Here is a 21,985-nt window from a genome sequence, read left to right on the forward strand (position 1 = left end):
AAAGTTTTAAAAATCAGGATTAGGCTTTAGGAGGACGTAGAATTTCTTGCCAATAGCCCACTAAATGTTGAGCGTGATAGCGAAAATGCGGGGTTGATTGTGCTACAGCAGCTTCAAGCTGAACCAATACGAGGGGTTCAACATCTAAAAGTGTCAGTGTCGTTTGGCAGTGATAATGTGCACACTCCTGACACTGAACTTGATTGCTTTGCATTACATCCGACACATGACAGTTGCTCTTCGCTGCCATATCGGCTTGAGCCATATGCATTTGATGTCCAGAGGCTGGACTCGATGATTTCGCTTGATGGCAGTCTGGCATGGTTTGCATGCCTGTTGCATGCGCTGAACTTTGCTCACTGGTTGCAACCTGCATACTGAGTTGCATCATTTGATGCATCGGCGCCGCCGAAGCTTGGGCAATACCACTCCACCCCATTACCAAGGTAATGAGTAAGACAAACCAAGAATGTGACTTGAGCAATGAACGCACAATCAATCCTATTAAGTCAGTGAATGGAAGGTGGTATCTAAGCACGATCAAATGTTTATCGCCAGTAAATGGCTTACATTTTTTAGCTGATTCCTTACAGGATAAGCAAAGAATGGCTTATACACAAGATTATAAATTTAAATTCAATGACTGTGAGGGTTTAGTCTCCCAGCAGACTTAAACAAGAAAGTTATTTTTTAAACAGTGCCATTTTTAAGCAAAGTTGAATAAAGCATCAGTGAAAATCAACTATTCAAGACATAAAAAAGGACTTAAACGAGTCCTTTTTATACATTTAATGTCTAAATACTAAACCATTGCTGTGTAAACGTTTGAATATTAATCAAGTTATCCACGTGGTTATCAACACAGATATCCACTAGCTTACCCACAAAGTTATCCACAACCCATTATGTATTTATACCTGTGAGCTTAAACCTTTACCGCACCGACTTTTGCAAGCTCTGAGCGCATATCATCAATCACAGCTTTATAATCTGGTTTTCCAAAAATAGCCGAACCGGCAACAAACATATCTGCACCTGCTTCCGCAATCTCACGGATATTTGCAGGCGACACACCACCATCGACTTCTAAGCGAATATCACGACCTGAAGCATCAATAATTTTACGTGCTTCACGGAGTTTGTCTAAAGTCATCGGAATAAATTTTTGACCGCCGAAACCTGGGTTCACACTCATCAACAAAATTTGATCGACTTTATCCAGTACATAATCTAAATAATGGAGCGGTGTTGCTGGGTTAAAGACCAAACCTGCTTTTGCGCCACCAGATTTAATCAACTGTAAAGAACGGTCGATATGATCAGTAGCTTCTGGGTGAAAAGTAATAATGTCCGCGCCAGCTTCCAAGAAGTCACCAATCATACGATCGACAGGTTTGACCATCAAATGCACATCAATCGGAGCTTTGATGCCGTAATTCTTGAGGGCCTTACAGATACCCGCACCAAAAGTCAGGTTTGGCACATAGTGGTTATCCATCACATCGAAGTGAACCACATCTGCACCTGCTGCAAGTACATGTTCAACATCTTCACCTAAACGAGCAAAGTCAGCAGATAGAATAGATGGTGCGATTAAATAAGGCTTGGACATGCGTGTACCTGGCTTATACAAAAGGGAATAGAGGTATTATAGCAAATTCAGCTTTTGAACTGCAGACTTGTCAAAAAAGAAAGCCCCAAGCTTTCTAAATTTGCAACATAGCGTTGCAACATTCAACTTTCCATTTGCGATGAAACTGCTATGTTGATAGATCAATCAACGAGGTAAATATGAAAAGTACAGCAGATATTGTCACGACAGATGCAGCTCGAATTGCAAAACGACTGGTGAATCACTGGAAACACAAATTTGATATTGAACAAGAAACAACGACATTTGGTATTATCATGCCTGAAGCACGCGTGTTATTAAGCCCTCAAGCCGAGCATTTACATGTCAGCATTGAGGCAAGTGAAGATAAACTGAGTCACTTAGAACACGTCGTCTTAGATCATCTGATTCGTATGGGGCAACAACCACTTACAGCCACGTGGACACAAGTTTAAGTAAGTGGCTAAATTGAATCTGTTTAATCAACGTTGTTGCTGTTGATTATAAACTGACGAATAGCTGCGATACGCTCTTGAGTCGCTGGATGACTTTGGAAAAATGAACCAATGCCACCGTCCTCCTCTTCCTTAGACTTCTCTTGTGGCTGTTTTTCTTCTTCTTCGCCACGTGCTTCGACTTCCATACGCGCTAAAAAGTTTGCCAAATGTAAGCTGGAAATATGATTTTTATCCAGCACTTGCATGGCATACAAGTCAGCATCACTTTCAAAATTACGTGAATAACTTGCACCCACCAAAGCCACAGGCAAAGTTGTAAATAAGGCCGAACTGTCTCCCGTCACCGCAATCAACAGCACACTAAAACCTAAACTGGATAAGGCTTGCTGTAGACTATGTCGCTCAACCAAATGCCCTTGTTCATGCGCTAACACCCCAATAATTTCATGATCATCTTTGGCTAAATTAACCAGTTCATCGGTCAAAATAATCGTATTGTTTGGAATAGCTAAAGCATTGGCTCCAATTTTTCCACCTGAACGAAATAAGACTTTGGCAGGCCGACCATTGGCAACAAGATCCTGATAGCTTTTTATGATTTGTTTTTGACGTAATACGGGTACAGTCGAAGGCGCCGTCATATTGAACACTTGTTCTTGTGCTTCATCTCCCAGTTGATAAATAGTGTCCTCAGGCAGTTGCATCGCAACATAATGCGCTGCGCTTGGAATGCCCCACCTTAAAATGGCGAAGATGAAAGCGGCAACAAACATCACACTAAATAAGATGAGACTTGGGGAGCGTTCTAATTTCCAAATCGAATGCTGTACATGCTTTTTGTTCAGCTCAAACCAGTCAGGCAATGCTTGTGGAAATTCAATCCGTGCATCATCTTTCAACTCAATCACAGGTTGTATCTGCCCCAAGGCCCCAATCAACTGCATATCGGCATAATAATAACGGCGCTGCTGCTGGTTATAACAAATCAACACTGTTTCGCGGTCAATTGGAGAAATCGTCGCGGGATACGGTTTTGAGATTTGTCCATCGTAAAAGGTGATATCTTGTTCCTGCATTTAAGCCTCGTTACAACGAAATGTCGATGTCAAAAATATCACTCAGTTCTTCAGCAATGGCATTCGGGTCATCTTGAGCCAAATTGTACATACGGTCTGGATCATTTTTTAGGGTTAAAGTTAATGACTCAATTTGATACTGATATAAACGTACTGCGGCCCATGCCGACAACAAACCAAGCGAGAGAATTTTTAAAATCCAGTTGGTCATTACGATCCATGCATAATGCATCTGACCACAGTCCGTTTGGAAAGGACTACGCCCCAAAGTGGCTTTATTCCATGTGGTAATAAAAATTCGCGCCATCATCAGCGGCCAAATCATAAAAGCAGCAATCATATAAATCGCTGCCACAATGATCCCAAACTGGGTTGGAGAACTGCTCCCCACTTGAAGGGTGAAGACAACGAATAATCCTAAAACAAAGACGATTCCAATAAACAAAAACACCGGGACATACATGGCACGCATATAGTCAGGCCAATCGGCATGTAGCTCAAAACGTAACTGCCCCAGTTGTAAATTATCCATCGTGTATTTTTTAAAATACCAAAACAGCACTGGGAAAAAGATCCCGAGGGTAAAGATGTAAATCAAAATGCCTTTCAGCGCCAAGATATAGGCTTCTTTGGTTGTGCCTGTAAAATAAAAGCGGCTATTGCCAAATTTACTGTTTCTGGCACGAAAGCGAATAGTGGAACGTAGCAACCATGGCACCAATAAAAAAATCAGAACAAAACCAATCAGCGCTGCAGTCAGTGAAACCTTAGCCAAAGCTGAAGCACCAAAGTACACGCCCAATGCAATAATTCGACCAATTAAAATCCGTGTCGGTACTCCAGTAAAATCAAACTTACGCGCATAAAATACAGTGTTGCCATAAAAATAGCGTAAGCGTCTAACCTTTGCCCAAGGTGCATATAAACTGAAGGTCACAATCGTGAGTAGAATATTCACAATCCAAATGCCAAAGTACTCTCTAGCATTACCTTTGAACTGGAAACGAAAGGTCTGACCTAAGTATGTATTAGGTTCATCCGCTGGGACGACTGGCGGAGGTGGCCAACTTGCTTCAAAAGAAGCCTCTACAGGTGGCAATGATGCCTCAGAGTTTTGCATGTATACCCTATCTATTATTTTACTGTTTTATTTTTTAAGCACATCAATCAATCACCCAACCATGTTAATGCCAGTATTGGATGATTTCTAGTCAAAAATTAAGAATAAATATTACAAATCAATATTTAAGATTCAAGCTGTACCGCGTGAAACTGTAAATGGTCATCAATAAAACTTTGAATAAAGTAATAACCATGGTCATAGCCTGCATGTTCACGAAGGGTTAGTGGCTGACCCACAGCCTGACAGGCTTGCTGAAATAATGCAGGATTAAGCTGACTGTAAAATTGATCACTCAAACCCTGATCAATTAAAATATCGGCAAATTGAGCAGTTTTTGTTTGTACTAAAGCAGTTGCATCATGGTTTAGCCATTCAGCTTGATCTGAACCTAAATAGTTTGAAAATGCTTTTTCGCCCCAAGGACATTGGCTGGGTGCACAAATCGGGGCAAAAGCAGACACAGACTTAAATTTCTCAGGATATTTCAAGGCCAAGGTTAAAGCACCATGCCCGCCCATGCTGTGCCCAAAAATACCGATACGCTCAGCTTGTACGGCAAACTGCTGAATCACGAGATCATACAGTTCTTCAGCGACATAGCTTTCCATCTGGAAATGCTCAGCCCACGGCGCTTGGGTTGCATTGATATAAAAACCTGCCCCTTGCCCAATATCCCAATGATCACCTTGCGCGACCTGTTCACCACGGGGTGAAGTATCAGGCGTTACCAAAATCAGACCTAGTTGTGCTGCTAAACGCTGTGCATGCGCTTTAATGGCAAAAGTTTCTTCGCTACAGGTTAATCCCGCTAAGTAAAATAAGGCTGGACAAGCTTGCCCTGCTAACGCTTGGGCAGGTAAATAAATACCAAACTTGCTCTCACCTTGGAGGCTGATGGAATTAAATCGGTAAATACGCTGTTCACCATCAAAACTACGGTTAGATTGTACTAATTCCATCAAGGTTCCTTTTTAGATCCAAATTAAGGGGTTGCAACAGCTTTAGGTGGGAACAAGCGCTGTTCAAGTTGAGGAAGCATCAGCTCCATATTTTTACCCATCGACCATTGTGGTTCTGACGGTTCAAAACCTTGTGCTGTTTCCCATTGGCTCACGGTTTTTTGTGCTTGGCTAAACGCCGTTTCTATGCTGTTTTGCTCACGCATCGCCTGATCAAAGAACGCCCGACCAAAATAAGTATAATCGGCTTCATTGGTACATCCAAAAGACTGACGATCTGCTGCCGATGCGGTAATGATCAAAGTATTGTCATTTTGCAATGCAGGCACAAAACTACCTGAAAAACACGAGGAAATCACAATCACACGCCAGCGAATACCCGATGCATCTAAAGTTTCACGTAACCATTTCGGGTCGACCTGTGTTAAGTCTAAAGGTGCATTTTCCATTTCGAACTGGTTTGGTAAACCATGCGAGGTCATATATAAAAATAACACATCACTTTCACGGTTCATCTGCTGCCCCATACGGCGCAACGCCATTTCAATACTATGTTTAGAGGCTATCGGAATTTCTGTGCGTGTTGCAGGATTATTCACCAGCATCATCGAACGACCCAACGTACCAAAACGGGTATCGAATTGTTCTTTAATTCGCTCGACTTCCGAACGAAATACATCTTGATAACTCGCTCCCGCTACCCCAAGGAAGTACCAATGTGACTGCGCAAATTCGCCATATTGCACAGACTCAAGTGCTTTATTTAATAAACGACTTTGTGCATAGAAAGCATCTTCTGCAAAGGTTGGTGGCGTTTCTTCTACCTTCCAAATCGGCTGACTGGTCACTGACATTTGCCAAACCACAAGAGTAAACAGCGTGGCCAAGACAATCAGAGCACGCTCCCACCATGGCCATTTCAGCTCACGGGAAAACACCCACACCACAGCCAAACTCTGCCAGACAAACAGCACCATGAACACATTCGGCAGATAGTCGTAGAAGAAATAAGGCAAGACATCAATCATGCCCAAATATTGGATAAAACTTTGTAATAACGCGATATGCGTATCCAGCACCAACCAAAGGAGTGCTGGTACCAACATCAAACGTGGATTATTCACCCGTTGAGACAGAAAAATCCCAACAATCAGGGCAATAAAGGGCCAAAGCGCATAACTGACCAAACCTTGCGGGTTAAAGTCACCAATCTCTCCTGCACTCAACCAGCTAAATAAAGTATTGGCTGAGCCGCCTAAAATCCCCCAAAAAATGAGCTGCATAATCGAAGGATGGACAATTTGCAAAGAGCGTCGTGAACCTAGAAACAACCACATCCCCGCAGTTTGGTTGCTTTTAAAATCATGCCAAAAGTTGATGGAAGGTTTGAAGTCGATCATAAGATTCTAATTAAATTGTGACTTGCGTAGGGACACACTAAGTTTATGCTTGATCAGCATTTTATCAATGATGTTTTTAACTATATAACAAATCTTTGCATACTTTTGAAGCAATCTTCCACTTCAGTCTAAGCGTTCATGCTGAAAATAGGCATCAAAACGGCATGCATCCCCCAGCCACTGATGAGTGGTTTCTTGATTTGCCAAAAATACGGCCAAGCGCGGACGTTTGACCACCACCCGTTTTGCCACTTTTTGTGCCAAGCCAAGCAGAGGATCACCCAAATCCATTTCGCCATCTTCTGGCAATAACATATGTAAAAGCTGCATTTGCTTTTTCACTTGCGCCTGTTTTTTCACTGCTTGCTGATTTTGATCCCGTTGCGGAAACATCGGGTCCAGATAAACCACATCAACCGTATTGCCCTGTTCTGCTTGTTGCTGCAAATACTGCGCTGAATCTGAAAAAACCAAGTCAATTCGACTCACCACAGAGTTTAAAAATGCATCCTGCAAAGCCTGTTCCTTACTTGACTCTAGCAAGGTGAATAAAATGGGATGGCGTTCTACTAAAGTGACATTGGCCCCCAAATATGCCATGAGCAATGAATCATGCCCAAGCCCTGCCGTTGCATCAATCAATTTCGGTTTTTCAGTCAAGTGGCAAGCACGCGCAATCATTTCAGACTTCAACGATGCACGTTTTAAGCGTGGAACTTCTGCTTTCCAATCTGGCTGCATTTTCATGCCATTGGCACAAAGCCAAAGCCCATCGGCATCGGCACACAACCCCAGTTCAGGGTGAAAACGGAAAAAACGTGCATTTAGCTTCTCGGCGACTTCGATGCTGACATCTACACCACGAGAAAAAAGCACAGCAACATAGTGCTGTGCTTTTTCTAAATGCTCTTGTTCCACATATAAGCGCATTGGGCTTACCATAACTTCCAACCTGTAAAGGCAAACAATAGAATCACTAAGCCTGAAGCGATGCGATACCATGCAAAAATCATGAAATCACGCTTCGCCACATAAGCAACTAAAGCACGAATCAGCAGTAAAGCTGAGACAAAAGAAACAATAATGCCTGTTGCCAATACGATCCAATCTTGTTGTCCATCAAACACATGTGCACTTTGGTACAAATCTAAAAGACCCGCACCAATAATTACTGGAATACCCAAGAAGAATGAAAACTCAGTCGCCGCTTTACGCGATACACCTAAGAACATCGCGCCAATAATGGTTGCCCCCGAACGTGATGTACCTGGGATTAAAGACAGCACTTGAATCAGACCAATCCACATCGCATCTTTCACACTTAGGTCTTCAACTTCATGCACGCGCTCTTGTGGTGGATGCTTTTCAATCCAAATAATAATCAAACCACCCACAATCAGACCGATGGCAATGGCAATATCATTAAATAAAAGCTCTTTCACCGTCTGACCTAAGGTCAAACCAATCAGCACAATAGGAATCGACGCTAAAATGAGTCCAACTCCGAGACGACGACCTTGGGGCTCGCCACTAAAAATGCCCGTTGCCGCCCCCCACAAACGTGCCCAATATTCATAAATAACGGCTGCAATTGCCCCCATTTGAATGGCAATCACGAAGACATCACTTTTTTCTTTGGTCCAAAAATTCATGAGTTCAGAAGCTAAAATTAAATGTCCTGTACTTGAAATGGGCAAAAACTCGGTAATACCTTCAACAATACCCATAATTGCTGCTTTGAGCAGCAGTAAAAGATCCATAAAAAACCCTAATTATGCTTTACCCTGTTCTGGGATTTTTTTCCAAGCGTTATCACGCAAATAGACTGGAAGTGCCAATTCAGCACTGACCCATTGTTGTTGCTGTGCAAACTTGCGTGCAATTGTGGCAATATCTTGCGCACTTGCGCTGATATCTTTGTATTGTATTTGTGATGGGTCAATTAAGGTTGCGCCTGAACCGACTAACGTAAAGCGAGCATAGGCCGTCGCATCAGCATAGTTTAAAAGTTGCTCTTCATTGGTCGCTTGCATGATGCCGTCTGCATCTAATTGAAAACTTGCAATATAGACCTCACTCATTCGCGCATCTAAAACTGCTGTTACTTCCATTAATCCATGTACACGATGAGCAGCTTGAGCCAGAGCCTGTAAAGTTGAGACAGGAACCACAGGTAAATCATTTGACCATGCCAAAGCTTGAGTCACTGCGGCATTAATACGAACGCCACTAAAAGAACCGGGACCACGGCTAAAAGCGATACAAGATAAATCTTCTGTCTTTAAACCCAACTGTTGAAAACCTAGCTCAATCATTGGAAGAATCGTTTGCGTTTGTGCTTTTGCGCGCGTATCCAATTGGAAAAAAAGTTCTTGATTTTCATCTACAATAGAGACGGAACACTGCTCATTTGCAGATTCCAATGCCAGCACTTTCATGCACAACCTTAATGATTTAATCTATAAAAACGTGGCTATGATACTCCACTCAAAAGCACTAGGCGAGTTGTTCTCAAAGTAGATATAAAAAAGCCTAGACAAATCTAGGCTATACTTTAAAAAGCAGATTTATAAATGTGCAGGCTCTAAGTCCATAAACTGTTTAAAGTGTTCAGCATAGTGCAAGGCACTCATTTTTAATCTGGCTGCCGCTGCTTCATCCAAAGTTTTGACGACTTTACCGGGTGAACCCATGACTAGGGAATTATCTGGAATGACTTTACCCTCAGGAATCAGTGCATTGGCGCCAATAATACAATTTTTTCCAATCACGGCATTGTTTAAAACCACCGCATTAATCCCAATCAGACTGTTATCCCCCACGGTGCAACCATGCAACATAGCTTGATGCCCAATGGTGACATAATGACCAATATTCATTTCAATTCCAGCATCGGTATGTAAAACTGCATTTTCCTGAACATTGGTAAAGTCACCCAAACGAATACTACAATTGTCTGCACGTACGACTGCTCCAAACCAAATACTGACCTGCCGTCCCAATTGAACTTGGCCAATCACTGTGGCATTTTCAGCAACCCAACCATCCCAAGGTTGATACGTGGCTTGCGGTGCATGATCTTTAAATTTGTACAGCATATCTCTTCCTTAAAATATTAAACTTACTTGGGCAACCGAAATGTCGGTGAATTGACTAAAAATGGCCATTCTTTATGGTAGTCCAAACCATATTGAAACAATGCAACTAGCATGCGTGCAGTGAGCCCCCACACAATTTCATTTTCCACCCGCATACTGGGGAAATAGAGCGACTGATGAGCAAAGCGAACTTCATAAGGCACCGCAGGTACTTCCATCAGTTGTTTTAACGAGGCAAAAAAAATACGATCAATTTCTGTCGGTTGAGCCACCAGTTCAACTTCAGGTGGAATCAGGCCAACTACGGGTTTAACAAGCATGCCATTACGGGCTTTTTGCATCGGCAAATCACCTAATAACTGTACATCAAAAGGATTCAATGCCGTTTCTTCATAGGCTTCACGTAAGGCGACGACAATATTACTGGTATCTTGAGGGTCTCTTTTTCCCCCTGGAAAAGAGACCTCTCCAGCATGATTAGACAAATAAGCTGAGCGACGAGTCAGTAGAACTTTGGGATTTGCTTCATTGGTGATCGCGATTAACACAGCTGCATCTGCCGATTTAATTTTTCTTGAAAACCGTAATTGTTGTTGCAATATGTGTGTTAATGAGTGTTCATCCATTCCACGTCATCTCTAATCTTTCTTTTTTTCATCATAGCTGAATTTCATACTGAAAAAAGAGAAATGATGCCAAAATTTAATTTTTCAGTTATGCTGAGTCTGAACTTTATCATTGATGATGAATATGGACTTTTGTAGCAATTGTGGGCAGAAAACAACTGAACAAATCCCTCTTGGTGACCATCAATTGCGTCGTGTTTGCACCTCATGTAACGCTATTCATTATGTTAATCCTAAAGTGATTTGTGGTGCACTTGCACTTTGGGAAAATAAAGTCTTATTATGCCGTCGTGCCATTGAACCACGTTATGGTTTATGGACCTTACCCGCAGGTTATATGGAATTGTTCGAAACCATGGAGCAAGGCGCTGCACGTGAAACGCGAGAAGAAGCTGAAGCTGAGGTAGAAATCGAACAATTGTATTGTATGTACAATATTCCACGTATTGGTCAAATTTACGTTTTATTTAAAGCCAATTTAGTAGATGGTAAATTTGGTGCAGGCGAAGAAAGTATTGAATGCCGTTTATTCGAAGAACATGAAATACCATGGTCAGAGCTAGCTTTTCCTAGTGTTGAACATACATTACGCCATTATTTTGCTGACCGTAAAAGTAATCTATTTACGATGCATCTTGAAACACTGGGCACACGTTTAGACCATACTGGTTAATGCTCATAGAAATAAAAAAAGCCCATCAGTGATGGGCTTTCATCTTTATACGGGGTTATTTCTGTAAGACACGATAACAATCTGCTATCTCAATAGAAACATCACCTTCACGGAAAGCTGCTGCTGCGCGATTGGCAATATTATTTTTCTCATAATACGCATTTAAATACGATTTGTAGATATTGGTCCATTTCACACCCGCACCACCAAAATCACTAAGTGAAATATAAGCACTTTCATTGGCATTTGCAGAGAGTAAATTCGCCAAATTAATACGTGCCCCACCACTCACTGTAGAGCTTTGTTTCCCATTACTATCTACGTCAGTAACAATATTCGTATTTACACCAATAGCCACACCATCAATGCTTTCAAATGTTGGATTTGCCAATAGAATTCGGAACGTTACGGCTTTATTTGTTGTATCGGTTGCCCCTAATGTCCCAATCCGATATTGCACTTGATTGGTACCAGTCATCAGCGTTTCACTTGTGCTGGTCAGTGGTGTGCAAGCTGTTGCCTTATTGGTATTGGACTGCATATCGGTACGAATATCTCCCGACTCATCAATTGCAATTCCTAAAGTCACTTTTTCACTCGAATCTTTGCCAGTAAAAATCAAATTAGCATAAAGCGGGAAAATATATTTCTGACCAGATTCAACATTATTTTTAGACTTAAAAACATCATTATCTAAATAGCCAATCGGGAAAATCTTAAATACATCAAAGGAACCCTTAAAAGTATCCGTACCATAATTTTGTTGCCATAAACCATAAGAAGATGGGCTACCTGTTGTCGACTTCGTAAGTTGCTTGTAGAAACTCTCTGTTCCAGCAATCATATAATCGTTAAAAAGCTTGCCCTGATTAATGGTAAAGTCACTAGAATCTGGGTCACTCAAATTAAATTTAAAGGGTTGTTGAATGCTTTTAGTCAACGGGCTAATCCACGATGTTTGCGCCAATGCATTCATTTTGACTGGTTCAATATTTTTCAATAAATCAACAGTGACACTCGTTGCCAAATCGCTCCCTAGTTGTTGTTTTAATGGACCACGCCACTGTACCCCTGAGCCAAAAGTATAACCTTGCCGATCGGTTAAGATTAAAAAACTACCAATTAAATGACGAAGGTTGGCGGGATTACTTTTACAGTCAGTAGCATTACATCCATATAAGCCTTGCGGTAAGCCAATCCCTGTACTTTCAGACAATGCATTTGTAAAGATTGGAAAGTCGGCTTGATAAGTCGCTGAATTATTCATCAGAACCAATGTTTGCACCACTTTAAAAGCATCATCATTACTAATTTGACTGACATCTATCCATAGTTTAATTTTATCTGCATAAGCTCCTGACACATAATCATCTGCAGAAATAGAAGCTAAAAGTTTAGAAAGCTCTTCTTTCTTAGCAGTTGGGATACTAAAAGGTTGCACATCTCCAGCTACCCCTGCACTACGCTCTATTCCAAGTGCCTGAAAAATTTTTGCTAAAGACATCGCAATTTGTACAGTTTTATCTGCTGGACTTAAACTCGTTGCAGCTATATCACTATTGATAGCTTTTGCCATATTTAAAATACTGAGGCGGGGAAGAGCCGCTGAAACAGTACTTACATTACCAATCTCAGACAAGGGAACTGTACCAAGTTCAACTTGCTTATCTGAACTTCCTGTCAAGAAAAAATGAACTTTGTCGCCTTCAGAGCAACGCCCTGTTGCTGCATTGGTTTTCGGTTCTATGAGTGTGATATAGGTATTATCAGGATCGCTACTACAAACAAAATTGATCCCATCAATAGGATAGTCTAAAGCAAACTCAACACAATTTTTGTCCTGAACTAAGCAACTGCCATTAACAGAATTCACGTGGTTTGGCTCTGATTTCACATTTGCACTTTCACCACCACAACCCGTCAACGCAACCATCAAGGTGGACAAAGTAAACGGCCATAACATTTGTTTTTTCATTTTCGTACTCTATTTATTTTTAGCGAATTGCGATGAGTTTTAACTGTCCATGATTGGTTAACACTTTATGCTCAACATCTATAGCTGAGGAAAGTGGGGTCAAAAGTAAATAATGACTTTGCTCAGGTACATGTAGAGTTCCTGCGATCATTCCATGAGATAACATTGAAGATGAGTTCTCATCGTTTTTAAATCCCCCCGCTCCCTCAATGACACAGGCCTTTTCATCTAAAAACACAGCAAAAGGCCAATAAAAGGTGGGATCATTTTGTCTTGAGGCATAAGAATTCAATTGTATATTTTGAACATTGTTCTCAATTTTGATAATTTCGAACTCAAATTTTTCTTTTAACGGTTTTTTTGGCCAAACGTTAATATCATGATTAACCTGCAAAGTTTTGGCTTTTTCCACCTTCTTATCGTTAAAACAAATTTGTCCCAAACTCTCAATCGTGTCTTGTTTAGGCATTCTGTAATATGTCGATGCAAGCACAATCGGTACTAAGTTTTCTTTTTGTTTCGGTTTTAATATGGAGTTCAGAACAGACTTACTTACCCCTTTTTCTCGTTCAATAACCTGAAAACGGGTAGCTCCTGTTTTATGGTCAATGACCCCCTCAGGCATAGTATAAAAACGTTTTTTACCCTCCAAATTAAATTCACGATCTTCCAAATATTCATTTCGTACATACTCGGTACCATCCATTTGGTTAAACATTGTTGACGGTACAGGTGCCACTTCATTGGCTACCGCAGCTGTGGTATTTGCTTTGATCACAACAGGTTGAGTTATTGGTAAAGCCTCTTGCTTTGCCTTTATCAACGGGCTTTGCTCGACCGTTTTTTGCTGTCCTTGAAATTGGTTTTCATGCTGTAGCTGTTCAGCATGAGGAGGAACTGAGGGATCTACTTGTTTCACTCCAGGAACACCCTTAGCTTGGGTTACACCTGCTTTAATCGTATGTGCTTGCTGTTTAATCACTTGTTGTTGAGGTTTCAATGGTACTGACTGTGGTGAAGATGTAGATAGACTAGGCTGAGGTATGACTAGATTTACCTCAGGCTTCATAACGTCTATACGTTTGGTTTCTTGCAAGGGTGGCTTCGCTTGTACCTCATTTGCTTTGCGTTGAACAACCATCGGTCTTCCATCTGGACCAATAATCGTAAAAAACTCGCCCGCAAAACCAATACTAAAAGCACAGCTCAAGATATAAAATGATGTAGACAATAAAATCCGTTTTCTTGTATTCAATGTGCTTACCACCTTGATCTATAGTTCAACCCTAAAATCGTAATGGTTGTATCTGTTTTTACATTCAAACCCGCGTATGGATTTAATAAAATATTATTCACCCCAGTTTGGTTCGCTAAACTACTGGTATTTGCTGGAATTTTATCTCGGCTTTGTAAAAATCCAATCGACAAATCCACATCGGTATCTGCATCAAACCGATAACCTACACCTAAACCAAACAAACGTGCATTATTAATAGGAACCATAGTGTTTCGCTTACCATCTGGAATTGCACTGGTGCGTGGCTCATAACCAGCGCGGAGCTTCAAACGGTCTGTAACGGAATATTCAAGCCCAATACCATAGTTCCATGGTGACTCAAACTCTAAAGGCAGTGCCAAACTATTATCTGTAATATTTGCCGAAAGCAGTTTTGCAATTTTGAGTGCTGAAACTTCACGATCGAACTCAAACTTAAACTTATTCCATGCTCTATAATCAGTCCAACCGACATCAATATTCACTTGTAAATCAGGTAAAAGCTTATACTTAATCCCTGTTTGGAAATGTGCAGGATATTCCAACTCCATTGACACTAAACCAGACTCACTTGCTGGTATAGAGTTTGGAAAACTTAAAATTGCAGCTAAAATTTGCCCTGTCGGGGATGACATTAAACCGTTAATCAACTCACGTGGTGCTTTCGTATTTTCAATGTGATAGCGACCTTTCATCCTCATTTTGGCAGCACTCTGATAAACCACACCAAAGCTAAAGTCTTCTGTTGGCTCCCAAAGCACACCTAGGTTATAGGATGGACTCAGTGTCTGCTCAACTGAAAGATCTAATTTTCCAAAAAGCCCAAAAGGATTCATTCCCTCTTTGGCATTACACATACCCAATAATAAAATATCGGTAATCACATCTGAATTTTCTTTGAATGGTGTACATACAACATCATCTATCATTCTTAGCATCCCAATTAACTCATTGGGAAAACGCAAATCATTTTTCAATGCTAGTGCTTGATATGACATACCGATTGAACCACCAATCGAAAGTTGATCATTGATTTGATAAGCCATAGATGGAGATAAATATGTAATCCGCTCTAACGCAACCTGTTGCCCCATAAAGTTACCAGGATTGCCATCTTCAGCCCCAAAGCCTGCAATTAAAGGTGCATACATTGCGGTTGCAAATGTCATTTTGGATCCAGGAGGGGTATAGGCAATACCCGCCGTAGGGGCAGCAACTGGCATACCTTTACCTAAGTCCACCATTTTCTTTAAGCCTGGGACATATAGGCTTGGGTATTCAACATCTCCTCGAACTGAGCCTTTAAAATCAGTACAAATATCAGCATCAACCTCAGGTCCATCGTTACAGACCATTGGGTCATCAGAATAACCAAAAACGTTATAACCAGCTGGAACAGTAAATTCTCGCTCGATATTAAAATCAGCAACAATTCCTTGTACATCTGTCTGCAAGCCTTCAATCTTGGTTAAGGCTGCTGGGTTAAAATGAATCGCACTGATTCCAGGAGGATCAGCGGTCACAGCATTCCCCATGGACAAAGAGCGAATATCAACTGATAGGTTTTGCCCCAAAGCGGCAAAGGTAACACTAGAATAGCCCGTTAATAATATGGCAGACACCAAAGGGCTAAGTCGAAGATTGTTCATACGACTGCCCTTTTATTTAAGCTTTTTTCCAAAACCAAGAATATCTAACGGGAAAGATAAACCGAGTGATACATCAGGTGCATCTTCGGTCAAACCTAGACCGACCGTGCCATTCACAATTGTTTCAGGTGAAACACGTACCCCAAGTGAAATAGCAAACGTTGAACTGGTTTGATCTGCTGGGGAATAACTTTCACCAGAGCTATACTTAAACTCCGCACCCGTATTGAAACTCTGTTGGTAGGACATTGTCATTGATACATCGTAGTTAAACGAGTAAGCAAAACCTACGGCAAAACCACCACTAATTCCAGGTTCAAATTCTTCAATCACGCGGCTACCACGGCGCTGATCTAAACCAGACTCTTTAAAACCATAGTTAGCAGAAACGGAGGCAAACAACACCACAGGATCAATATACTTACGTGTACTTGCTCCAACACCTGCCGAATAATATCCTTTACCCGTTGCTAAGTCTGAAGTGGCATTAATTTCATAAGGACTATCGCCTGTTTTAGTCGAAATATTACCGAATAAAATCAAAGGTAGACGACCAGCTTTAAGTGGGAAGGGTTCCCAACGAGCACCAAAAGAAATATCCCCTAGCCCAGCCGTAGAGGTATCTTTTAATAAATCTGTTTTAGCAACCAAAGGCAATGAAGCCGTTAAGGTTAAGTTATCTCTCAAACCATATTGGGCTGTGAAGGTATTGGTCAAACTATGAGTTGCATTTTCTTGGACACGAAGCTGATAAAGCTGTCCTTGTGCCATTTCCAGATCGAGTTGAGTATCTCGGTAGTAGGTATAATCAATGTCGTAATAAGATGAAATTTCACCTTGTTTAATCAATGAATATTGACGTTCATTAGAAGTAAATACTTCTTGAAGATTCGTCTCTTTGGTTGCATCTCCTTCCTGTTGTTGTAAAGCAGAAGAAGCTGCTTGCTCATTACTGCCACTCTGAGCAACCACTTGTGCTTCAGATACAGTAGTATCTTGAGGCTGAACAGTCGCTTGTTCTACTGCAACATTCTCATTGACAGCTTCATAGCCCCCCAAAGTTGGTTCTTCTGCTGCATAAGCCACCCCAAGAATCATCTGCACACTTACTGCGAGCAGTGTCTTATTCATCCATTTATTCATCATTGTCCCTTTACCTACCACCAATTGTTCTTGTTTTAATTTTTTTCACACTTTATTTGTTTTTGTAATAAAGCCTGAGAAAATTATATGTCGGCTGTCCATAGTATTCCGACTCTTTATTTTTATTGCGCTCTAGGCGAATTGTTGAGGCCCGATCAGCTATTTTTCCCATGTAATGTTGAGGGTATTGGATATCGACCAATGCATAACGATTGACAGTAGCATCATCGACATGTCGCATATCAGCCTCTTGTAAAGCCAACATATTTTTTCGTTTCTCAGGGGCTACATTAATTAAAAACAGTGTGTTGTTTTCCCAAATATCCTTAAAACGCTGCTCATCAAAACTAATGTTTCCCAGTGCAGGATCAGCAACATACACTCGACCATCTTTATAGCCCTTATACACAACAAAGTGCTTAAAACCGGCATAAGAAATTGGAACAATTGCGGGTTGACCCTGTTTAACCAGATCCTCAAACTCCCCTTTATATCCTCCACTTTCTAGACCAAGTGCGGTCACAAAACGCTTCATATCCAATAAAGAAAAACTACGACGTTCAATGATGCGCTCATACTCCCCATAGCGAAGCAAGCCATCCATAGTTTGCTGTTCTGTAAGTTGAGCACCGACATAACCATTAATGAGTGTCGTCAGTGCAGCTGAACCACAACTATAGTCATAGGCTTGACGAACAATCCCTCGAAATTGGTCTTCGACAGCAGGATTAATTAAGACTGGTTCATGGTGCATTCTTGTAAAAGATGCATTCCGAGAATCTAGAACTTCAGTATAGTAAACCGCTTCCGCAGGTTTCTTCTTTATATCAAAGGCTTCGGTGGCAAAGTAATACATCATTGCTGAGCCCAATGCGATCTCTAACATAGCTTTTACTTTTTTTAATAATTTAGGCATCCCGCCCATTTTTTGTTTTTAGAGTTAATACTCTATATCCATACATTCAAGAAGATACTGCGTTTTCTTAAAAAAAAATAGTCTTTTTTGTATTTTTTATGAATATATTTTAGAAAAAAAGCGCGTGAATTCACGCGCTTTTTTTAGTTCTAAGCTTAGTGCCCAGAAATAGTAATCACAGCACCTGGCATATATACACCAGCAGCAGGACTAAAGTATGTTTGCATACCTTGAACTTCTACATCACCAATTGACGCAGCACCACGGCTACCTAAATGCACACCTTTAACATAAGTATCGTGCGCACCGCTTGTGCTAATCATACGAATATAGCCCTTATTCGCACCTTCTTCACCAATCACGCTAATTTTTTGATTTAGCGTTAAATCAAGAGAATTAGCATCTGCAACTTTAATACTTTCAACAAAGATTTCACCTGCAGCACGTGTTGCTGTTTTTGTTGAGTTATCTAAGATACCCAAGTCTTTAATTTCTAAACCACCCACCATCGTTGCGTTCAATTGGATCATTGCGCCTTGCGGTGCAGCACCCAATTGGATATTTGCGGACATTGGACCCGTTTTAAGTGATAAGCCACTTAAGATTGGGTTTACAGTACCTGTACCACCACGACGGATAGATGTTGCCCCTGTAGTTGGTATATCAGCTGAAGCCACGACACCAATTTGACCAATTTTAATATCTAAACCAGAAACTTGAGCTGCAACGTTAATAAATGCATTACCGCCGTTTGCATCAGAGTCAATTTGCAGATCAGCCAAGTTACGAGAAGGCAGTAAGTATGCTCCCGCGTTGTCATAGTTTGCACCGATAATAATACCGTGATTTTCGAGCACATCACCCGCTTTACCATTTCCTTGAATCACAATAGCACCAGCTTTGGCAGTACCGCCATTTGCAACTGCTAGACCATCATTATCGTGGACAAAGACTTTACCAATTTCGATTTTAGAAATACCGATGCCGATATTTAAACCATCTTGACCTGTAGCGGCACTGAGCGAAGCGTCATCCATTGCTTGCATTGCCATTGCATTTGCACTGATTGCCATTGAAGAAACTAAAGCAAGTTTAGTAATAATTTTCATCTTGTTCCTCTCCTAAGAGCTTTATTTTTGTGATACCAGTCACTCGATGTTAATTACTGTTTTTTTTATTTTGACCCAGTATCAACATCTATCCTTGAGTGACCTAACTGCCAGAACTAAGTTATATGTGCGTGCTTTTTTGATCAACTGCTGTTGGTCGTAATCCCCAGCTTACCGATAAACGGTATTTACGCTGTGCACATACTCACAATGCGGTAAAATAGCCTGAATTTTTTGACTCTATTTGCGTTAGCATGACTCTAAACCCATCATTTAAAAAGACAATCTGTGATTCTAGCATTTCAGTATCAAGACTATTGCATGCCTTGAATGATCTCACGCAGTTAGTCTATTTACAAAATGTAGATGCACCTGTCATTGCTTTCCTGCCTGAGCGTTATCAAGTTTTTCAGGAAAAACAGCACTTTTTCTTTCAACGTACTGCTGATTTTTGTTACATATCTGATGATCAGGCAAGTGAACTTTCTACCGAAATCAAACCAATATCTACTTCCAAAACAGATTCTTTCAATGGGGGGATCATTGGATTTATTAGTTATGATTATGCAGCACAAAAACAAATTAACATTCAAATAAAGTCTCAACCCAGCTTATTTTTAGGGCTATATAGCACTTATCTCAAATGGAGCAATGCAGGCTGGGTCTTTTATAGTACAGATCCGCAAGCAGAACGTATTTTCAGCAAAATAGAACAATGCATCAGTACAATGCCTGTTCTTCCCTCGCCTTTACAGCTTCAATCCACATGCCAAGCTCGCTGGACCCAAACCCAATACCAGCAGGCATTTCAGCAGGTGCAAGAGTACATTAAAGCGGGCGATTGCTATCAAATTAATCTCACACAAGAATTCACAGCTAACGCAGAAGGTCAGTTACTCAGCGCCGTTGAGCATTTTTGGAAACTCACGGATGCACCCTATTCAGGATACTTACGTCTTGATGATTTTGAACTTCTAAGCTGCTCTCCTGAACTGTTTATCGACTTTAAAGAACAGCGGAAAATTGTCACAAAACCAATTAAAGGGACAATGCCCCGCTATGCAGATCCAATATTAGATGAACAATCAAAACAACGTTTGATGGCTTCAGAAAAAGACCAAGCTGAAAATGTAATGATCGTAGATTTATTGCGAAATGATTTAAGCGTTTATGCTGAAACAGGTTCAGTCAAAACACCTAAGCTGTTTAATATTGAAAGTTTTAACCAAGTCCACCACATGGTCAGCGAAGTTGAAGCCACACTTAGAGCAGATATTCATCCCTTTGATGTTTTACTCTCTGCACTGCCCGGTGGCTCAATTACAGGTGCACCTAAAATTCGGGCTATGCAAATTATTGACGAGCTGGAAAGTGCTCCACGTGGAGCGTACTGCGGTTCAATGGGGTATTTTAATTTCGATGGTACGGGCTCTTGGAACATTCTGATTCGCTCAATCCAAAAATCACAGGACAAACTTTCACTTTGGGCTGGTGGCGGAATCACCATTGCATCAGAGTGTGAGGCTGAATATCAAGAATGCTTTGACAAGGTCTCCGCCCTTCTTAATTTACTCAATACCTTTGTAAAACAGGATGTCGAATAGCCACCAAAATAAAAAAGTGAACCTTCACATCAATGACGGTTCACTTTTTCCACGGGCAAATTCACTGAAAAGTTATTTTAAAATATCATTTTTCAATGTATCGACAAGACGCTGATTTTGTTCATCAGTTCCAACCGTGATACGTAAAAACTGGTTAATACGCGGTTTATTGAAATAACGTACAATAATACCTTGTTCGCGTAATTCAGCCGCTAATTCACCTGCATCTTTGCTCGACAATGATGCAAAGATAAAGTTGGCACTCGATGGCAAAACGTTAAAGCCCAGCACGGTCAATTGTTCAACCAATCGTTCACGACTCTTTATGACTTTTTGATTTTGTGCTTCGAAATAAGCTTGATCTTCAAATGATGCAACCGCAGCGGCAATCGCAAAACGGTCCATCGGATAAGAGTTAAAACTGTTCTTCACCGCTTCTAAGGCAGCAATCAAATGCGGCTGAGCAATCGCAAAACCTACACGTAAGCCTGCCAATGAACGAGATTTTGAAGTCGTTTGACACACCACCAAATTCTCATATTTTTCCACCAAACTGACCGCAGACTCTGCACCAAAATCCACATAAGCTTCATCAATCACCACGACTGAATTTGGGTTAGCTTGAAGTACTTCCTCAATAGCTACCAAACCGATATCTATACTGGTTGGTGCATTTGGATTGGTGATAATAATGCCACCATTGGCTTGCTTATAGTCATCCACCACGATTTCAAAGTCATCATTAAGTGGCAAAATTTTGGTTTTGACTCCAAAAAATTGGCTATAAACAGGATAAAAACTATAAGTAATATCTGGATAAAGCACAGGCAGCTCTTGCACAAAAAAAGCTTTAAAAATATGCGCTAAGACCTCATCTGAACCATTGCCGACAAAGACATTTTCAACGGCAACATGTTGTTGTTTCGCAATCGCCTGCTTTAACGCAGAAGCATCTGGATCTGGATATAAACGCAGTACATCTGCAGAATTTGCCAAGACCGCTTGAACTGCTTCCACTACTTTTGGTGAAGGTGGATATGGGTTTTCGTTGGTATTGAGCTTCAATAAGTTTTGAATTTTCGGTTGTTCACCTGGTACGTACGGTTCTAATTCGCGTACTTCAGGGCTCCAAAAACGCATTTGTTCTGTAGTAATGTTAGACATTGTCTATCTCATTTATGCACTCAACTTACTTTTCTGTAAGCCCTTTCCTTCTAGGAGAGGATTTGGGAAAGGTTTATGATGTCCCAAACTGAATTAAATATTTTCCCCTCTCCTAACCTCTCCC

The 21,985-nt window shown here is 40.9% G+C and carries 21 protein-coding genes; 3 read left to right on the plus strand and 18 right to left on the minus strand.

From position 1 onward, the window contains the following. Positions 1-19: 19 nt before the first annotated feature. Both B9T36_RS17785 and rpe read right to left on the minus strand, forming a co-directional pair. On the minus strand, positions 20-493 hold the full coding sequence (locus B9T36_RS17785; protein ID WP_086210767.1) for a hypothetical protein: 474 nt from the start codon (positions 491-493) through the stop codon (positions 20-22). 432 nt (positions 494-925) lie between these two features. Further along, complete coding sequence (rpe, locus tag B9T36_RS17790; RefSeq protein WP_086210768.1) at positions 926-1,612, minus strand: ribulose-phosphate 3-epimerase; 687 nt, start codon at positions 1,610-1,612, stop codon at positions 926-928. 179 nt (positions 1,613-1,791) lie between these two features. Between rpe and B9T36_RS17795 the strand changes: the two genes are divergently transcribed. Continuing rightward, positions 1,792-2,067: a DUF2218 domain-containing protein gene (locus tag B9T36_RS17795; protein WP_086210769.1), complete on the plus strand. Its 276-nt coding sequence runs from the start codon at positions 1,792-1,794 to the stop codon at positions 2,065-2,067. A gap of 23 nt (positions 2,068-2,090) precedes the next feature. Here the strand turns inward: B9T36_RS17795 and B9T36_RS17800 are convergent, their stop codons facing one another. The 9 genes from B9T36_RS17800 to B9T36_RS17840 all read right to left on the minus strand — a co-directional run bounded on the left by B9T36_RS17800 (position 2,091) and on the right by B9T36_RS17840 (position 10,352). Further along, positions 2,091-3,146, minus strand: coding sequence for a M48 family metallopeptidase (locus B9T36_RS17800; protein ID WP_086210770.1), 1,056 nt, complete (start codon positions 3,144-3,146; stop codon positions 2,091-2,093). A 10-nt stretch (positions 3,147-3,156) separates the two neighbouring features. Next, positions 3,157-4,266, minus strand: a complete 1,110-nt coding sequence (locus B9T36_RS17805; RefSeq protein WP_086210771.1) for a YjgN family protein — start codon at positions 4,264-4,266, stop codon at positions 3,157-3,159. Between the two features lie 125 nt (positions 4,267-4,391). After that, positions 4,392-5,228: an S-formylglutathione hydrolase gene (gene fghA, locus B9T36_RS17810; protein WP_086210772.1), complete on the minus strand. Its 837-nt coding sequence runs from the start codon at positions 5,226-5,228 to the stop codon at positions 4,392-4,394. Positions 5,229-5,251: 23 nt separating this feature from the next. Beyond that, entirely contained in the window at positions 5,252-6,628 is a 1,377-nt protein-coding gene (locus B9T36_RS17815) for a C13 family peptidase (protein WP_078426258.1), read from the minus strand. A 123-nt stretch (positions 6,629-6,751) separates the two neighbouring features. Beyond that, positions 6,752-7,570 carry a class I SAM-dependent methyltransferase gene (locus B9T36_RS17820; RefSeq protein ID WP_086210773.1) on the minus strand — a complete coding sequence of 273 codons (819 nt, stop codon included), beginning with the start codon at positions 7,568-7,570 and terminating at the stop codon, positions 6,752-6,754. Further along, positions 7,564-8,388, minus strand: coding sequence for an undecaprenyl-diphosphate phosphatase (locus tag B9T36_RS17825; protein ID WP_086210774.1), 825 nt, complete (start codon positions 8,386-8,388; stop codon positions 7,564-7,566). Before B9T36_RS17825 ends, B9T36_RS17820 begins: the two co-directional genes overlap by 7 nt. A gap of 12 nt (positions 8,389-8,400) precedes the next feature. Further along, a complete protein-coding gene (gene tsaB, locus B9T36_RS17830) occupies positions 8,401-9,066 on the minus strand; it encodes a tRNA (adenosine(37)-N6)-threonylcarbamoyltransferase complex dimerization subunit type 1 TsaB (RefSeq protein WP_086210775.1) in 666 nt (221 codons plus the stop codon). A gap of 129 nt (positions 9,067-9,195) precedes the next feature. After that, positions 9,196-9,726 carry a gamma carbonic anhydrase family protein gene (locus B9T36_RS17835; RefSeq protein WP_086210776.1) on the minus strand — a complete coding sequence of 177 codons (531 nt, stop codon included), beginning with the start codon at positions 9,724-9,726 and terminating at the stop codon, positions 9,196-9,198. Between the two features lie 23 nt (positions 9,727-9,749). Beyond that, entirely contained in the window at positions 9,750-10,352 is a 603-nt protein-coding gene (locus B9T36_RS17840; RefSeq protein WP_086210777.1) for a CoA pyrophosphatase, read from the minus strand. A 124-nt stretch (positions 10,353-10,476) separates the two neighbouring features. On the opposite strand from B9T36_RS17840, the gene B9T36_RS17845 reads away from it, so the two are divergent. After that, a complete protein-coding gene (locus B9T36_RS17845) occupies positions 10,477-11,025 on the plus strand; it encodes an NUDIX hydrolase (RefSeq protein ID WP_162622349.1) in 549 nt (182 codons plus the stop codon). A gap of 55 nt (positions 11,026-11,080) precedes the next feature. Here the strand turns inward: B9T36_RS17845 and B9T36_RS17850 are convergent, their stop codons facing one another. The 6 genes from B9T36_RS17850 to B9T36_RS17875 all read right to left on the minus strand — a co-directional run bounded on the left by B9T36_RS17850 (position 11,081) and on the right by B9T36_RS17875 (position 19,093). Next, on the minus strand, positions 11,081-13,000 hold the full coding sequence (locus B9T36_RS17850; protein WP_086210779.1) for a flagellar protein FilF: 1,920 nt from the start codon (positions 12,998-13,000) through the stop codon (positions 11,081-11,083). A gap of 19 nt (positions 13,001-13,019) precedes the next feature. Then, the gene (gene filE / locus B9T36_RS17855; RefSeq protein ID WP_171264506.1) at positions 13,020-14,255 is read right to left on the minus strand and encodes a putative pilus assembly protein FilE; all 1,236 of its coding nucleotides are present in this window, start codon (positions 14,253-14,255) and stop codon (positions 13,020-13,022) included. A 5-nt stretch (positions 14,256-14,260) separates the two neighbouring features. Continuing rightward, positions 14,261-15,925, minus strand: a complete 1,665-nt coding sequence (locus B9T36_RS17860; protein WP_086210781.1) for an OmpP1/FadL family transporter — start codon at positions 15,923-15,925, stop codon at positions 14,261-14,263. Between the two features lie 12 nt (positions 15,926-15,937). Then, positions 15,938-17,056, minus strand: a complete 1,119-nt coding sequence (locus B9T36_RS17865) for a hypothetical protein (protein ID WP_086210790.1) — start codon at positions 17,054-17,056, stop codon at positions 15,938-15,940. Between the two features lie 64 nt (positions 17,057-17,120). Next, positions 17,121-17,954: a C39 family peptidase gene (locus tag B9T36_RS17870; protein WP_086210791.1), complete on the minus strand. Its 834-nt coding sequence runs from the start codon at positions 17,952-17,954 to the stop codon at positions 17,121-17,123. A 185-nt stretch (positions 17,955-18,139) separates the two neighbouring features. Continuing rightward, on the minus strand, positions 18,140-19,093 hold the full coding sequence (locus B9T36_RS17875; protein ID WP_086210782.1) for a DUF6160 family protein: 954 nt from the start codon (positions 19,091-19,093) through the stop codon (positions 18,140-18,142). Between the two features lie 254 nt (positions 19,094-19,347). On the opposite strand from B9T36_RS17875, the gene pabB reads away from it, so the two are divergent. Then, entirely contained in the window at positions 19,348-20,697 is a 1,350-nt protein-coding gene (pabB, locus tag B9T36_RS17880) for an aminodeoxychorismate synthase component I (RefSeq protein WP_086210783.1), read from the plus strand. 72 nt (positions 20,698-20,769) lie between these two features. Here pabB and hisC read toward each other — a convergent pair whose 3' ends face one another. Then, positions 20,770-21,861 (minus strand): histidinol-phosphate transaminase, encoded by a 1,092-nt coding sequence (gene hisC / locus B9T36_RS17885; RefSeq protein WP_086210784.1) that lies wholly within the window; start codon positions 21,859-21,861, stop codon positions 20,770-20,772. Positions 21,862-21,985 lie beyond the last annotated feature (124 nt).

The organism is Acinetobacter sp. ANC 4204, from assembly GCF_002135205.1.
Lineage (GTDB): Bacteria > Pseudomonadota > Gammaproteobacteria > Pseudomonadales > Moraxellaceae > Acinetobacter.

Excerpts from the sequence above, each read along its gene's own strand:
- rpe (WP_086210768.1), bottom strand. The coding sequence starts at position 1,612 with ATGTCCAAGCCTTATTTAATCGCACCATCTATTCTATCTGCTGACTTT.
- B9T36_RS17795 (WP_086210769.1), top strand. The coding sequence starts at position 1,792 with ATGAAAAGTACAGCAGATATTGTCACGACAGATGCAGCTCGAATTGCA.
- B9T36_RS17800 (WP_086210770.1), bottom strand. The coding sequence starts at position 3,146 with ATGCAGGAACAAGATATCACCTTTTACGATGGACAAATCTCAAAACCG.
- B9T36_RS17805 (WP_086210771.1), bottom strand. The coding sequence starts at position 4,266 with ATGCAAAACTCTGAGGCATCATTGCCACCTGTAGAGGCTTCTTTTGAA.
- fghA (WP_086210772.1), bottom strand. The coding sequence starts at position 5,228 with ATGGAATTAGTACAATCTAACCGTAGTTTTGATGGTGAACAGCGTATT.
- B9T36_RS17815 (WP_078426258.1), bottom strand. The coding sequence starts at position 6,628 with ATGATCGACTTCAAACCTTCCATCAACTTTTGGCATGATTTTAAAAGC.
- B9T36_RS17820 (WP_086210773.1), bottom strand. The coding sequence starts at position 7,570 with ATGGTAAGCCCAATGCGCTTATATGTGGAACAAGAGCATTTAGAAAAA.
- B9T36_RS17825 (WP_086210774.1), bottom strand. The coding sequence starts at position 8,388 with ATGGATCTTTTACTGCTGCTCAAAGCAGCAATTATGGGTATTGTTGAA.
- tsaB (WP_086210775.1), bottom strand. The coding sequence starts at position 9,066 with ATGAAAGTGCTGGCATTGGAATCTGCAAATGAGCAGTGTTCCGTCTCT.
- B9T36_RS17835 (WP_086210776.1), bottom strand. The coding sequence starts at position 9,726 with ATGCTGTACAAATTTAAAGATCATGCACCGCAAGCCACGTATCAACCT.
- B9T36_RS17840 (WP_086210777.1), bottom strand. The coding sequence starts at position 10,352 with ATGGATGAACACTCATTAACACACATATTGCAACAACAATTACGGTTT.
- B9T36_RS17845 (WP_162622349.1), top strand. The coding sequence starts at position 10,477 with ATGGACTTTTGTAGCAATTGTGGGCAGAAAACAACTGAACAAATCCCT.
- B9T36_RS17850 (WP_086210779.1), bottom strand. The coding sequence starts at position 13,000 with ATGAAAAAACAAATGTTATGGCCGTTTACTTTGTCCACCTTGATGGTT.
- B9T36_RS17860 (WP_086210781.1), bottom strand. The coding sequence starts at position 15,925 with ATGAACAATCTTCGACTTAGCCCTTTGGTGTCTGCCATATTATTAACG.
- B9T36_RS17865 (WP_086210790.1), bottom strand. The coding sequence starts at position 17,056 with ATGAATAAGACACTGCTCGCAGTAAGTGTGCAGATGATTCTTGGGGTG.
- B9T36_RS17870 (WP_086210791.1), bottom strand. The coding sequence starts at position 17,954 with ATGTTAGAGATCGCATTGGGCTCAGCAATGATGTATTACTTTGCCACC.
- B9T36_RS17875 (WP_086210782.1), bottom strand. The coding sequence starts at position 19,093 with ATGAAAATTATTACTAAACTTGCTTTAGTTTCTTCAATGGCAATCAGT.
- pabB (WP_086210783.1), top strand. The coding sequence starts at position 19,348 with ATGACTCTAAACCCATCATTTAAAAAGACAATCTGTGATTCTAGCATT.
- hisC (WP_086210784.1), bottom strand. The coding sequence starts at position 21,861 with ATGTCTAACATTACTACAGAACAAATGCGTTTTTGGAGCCCTGAAGTA.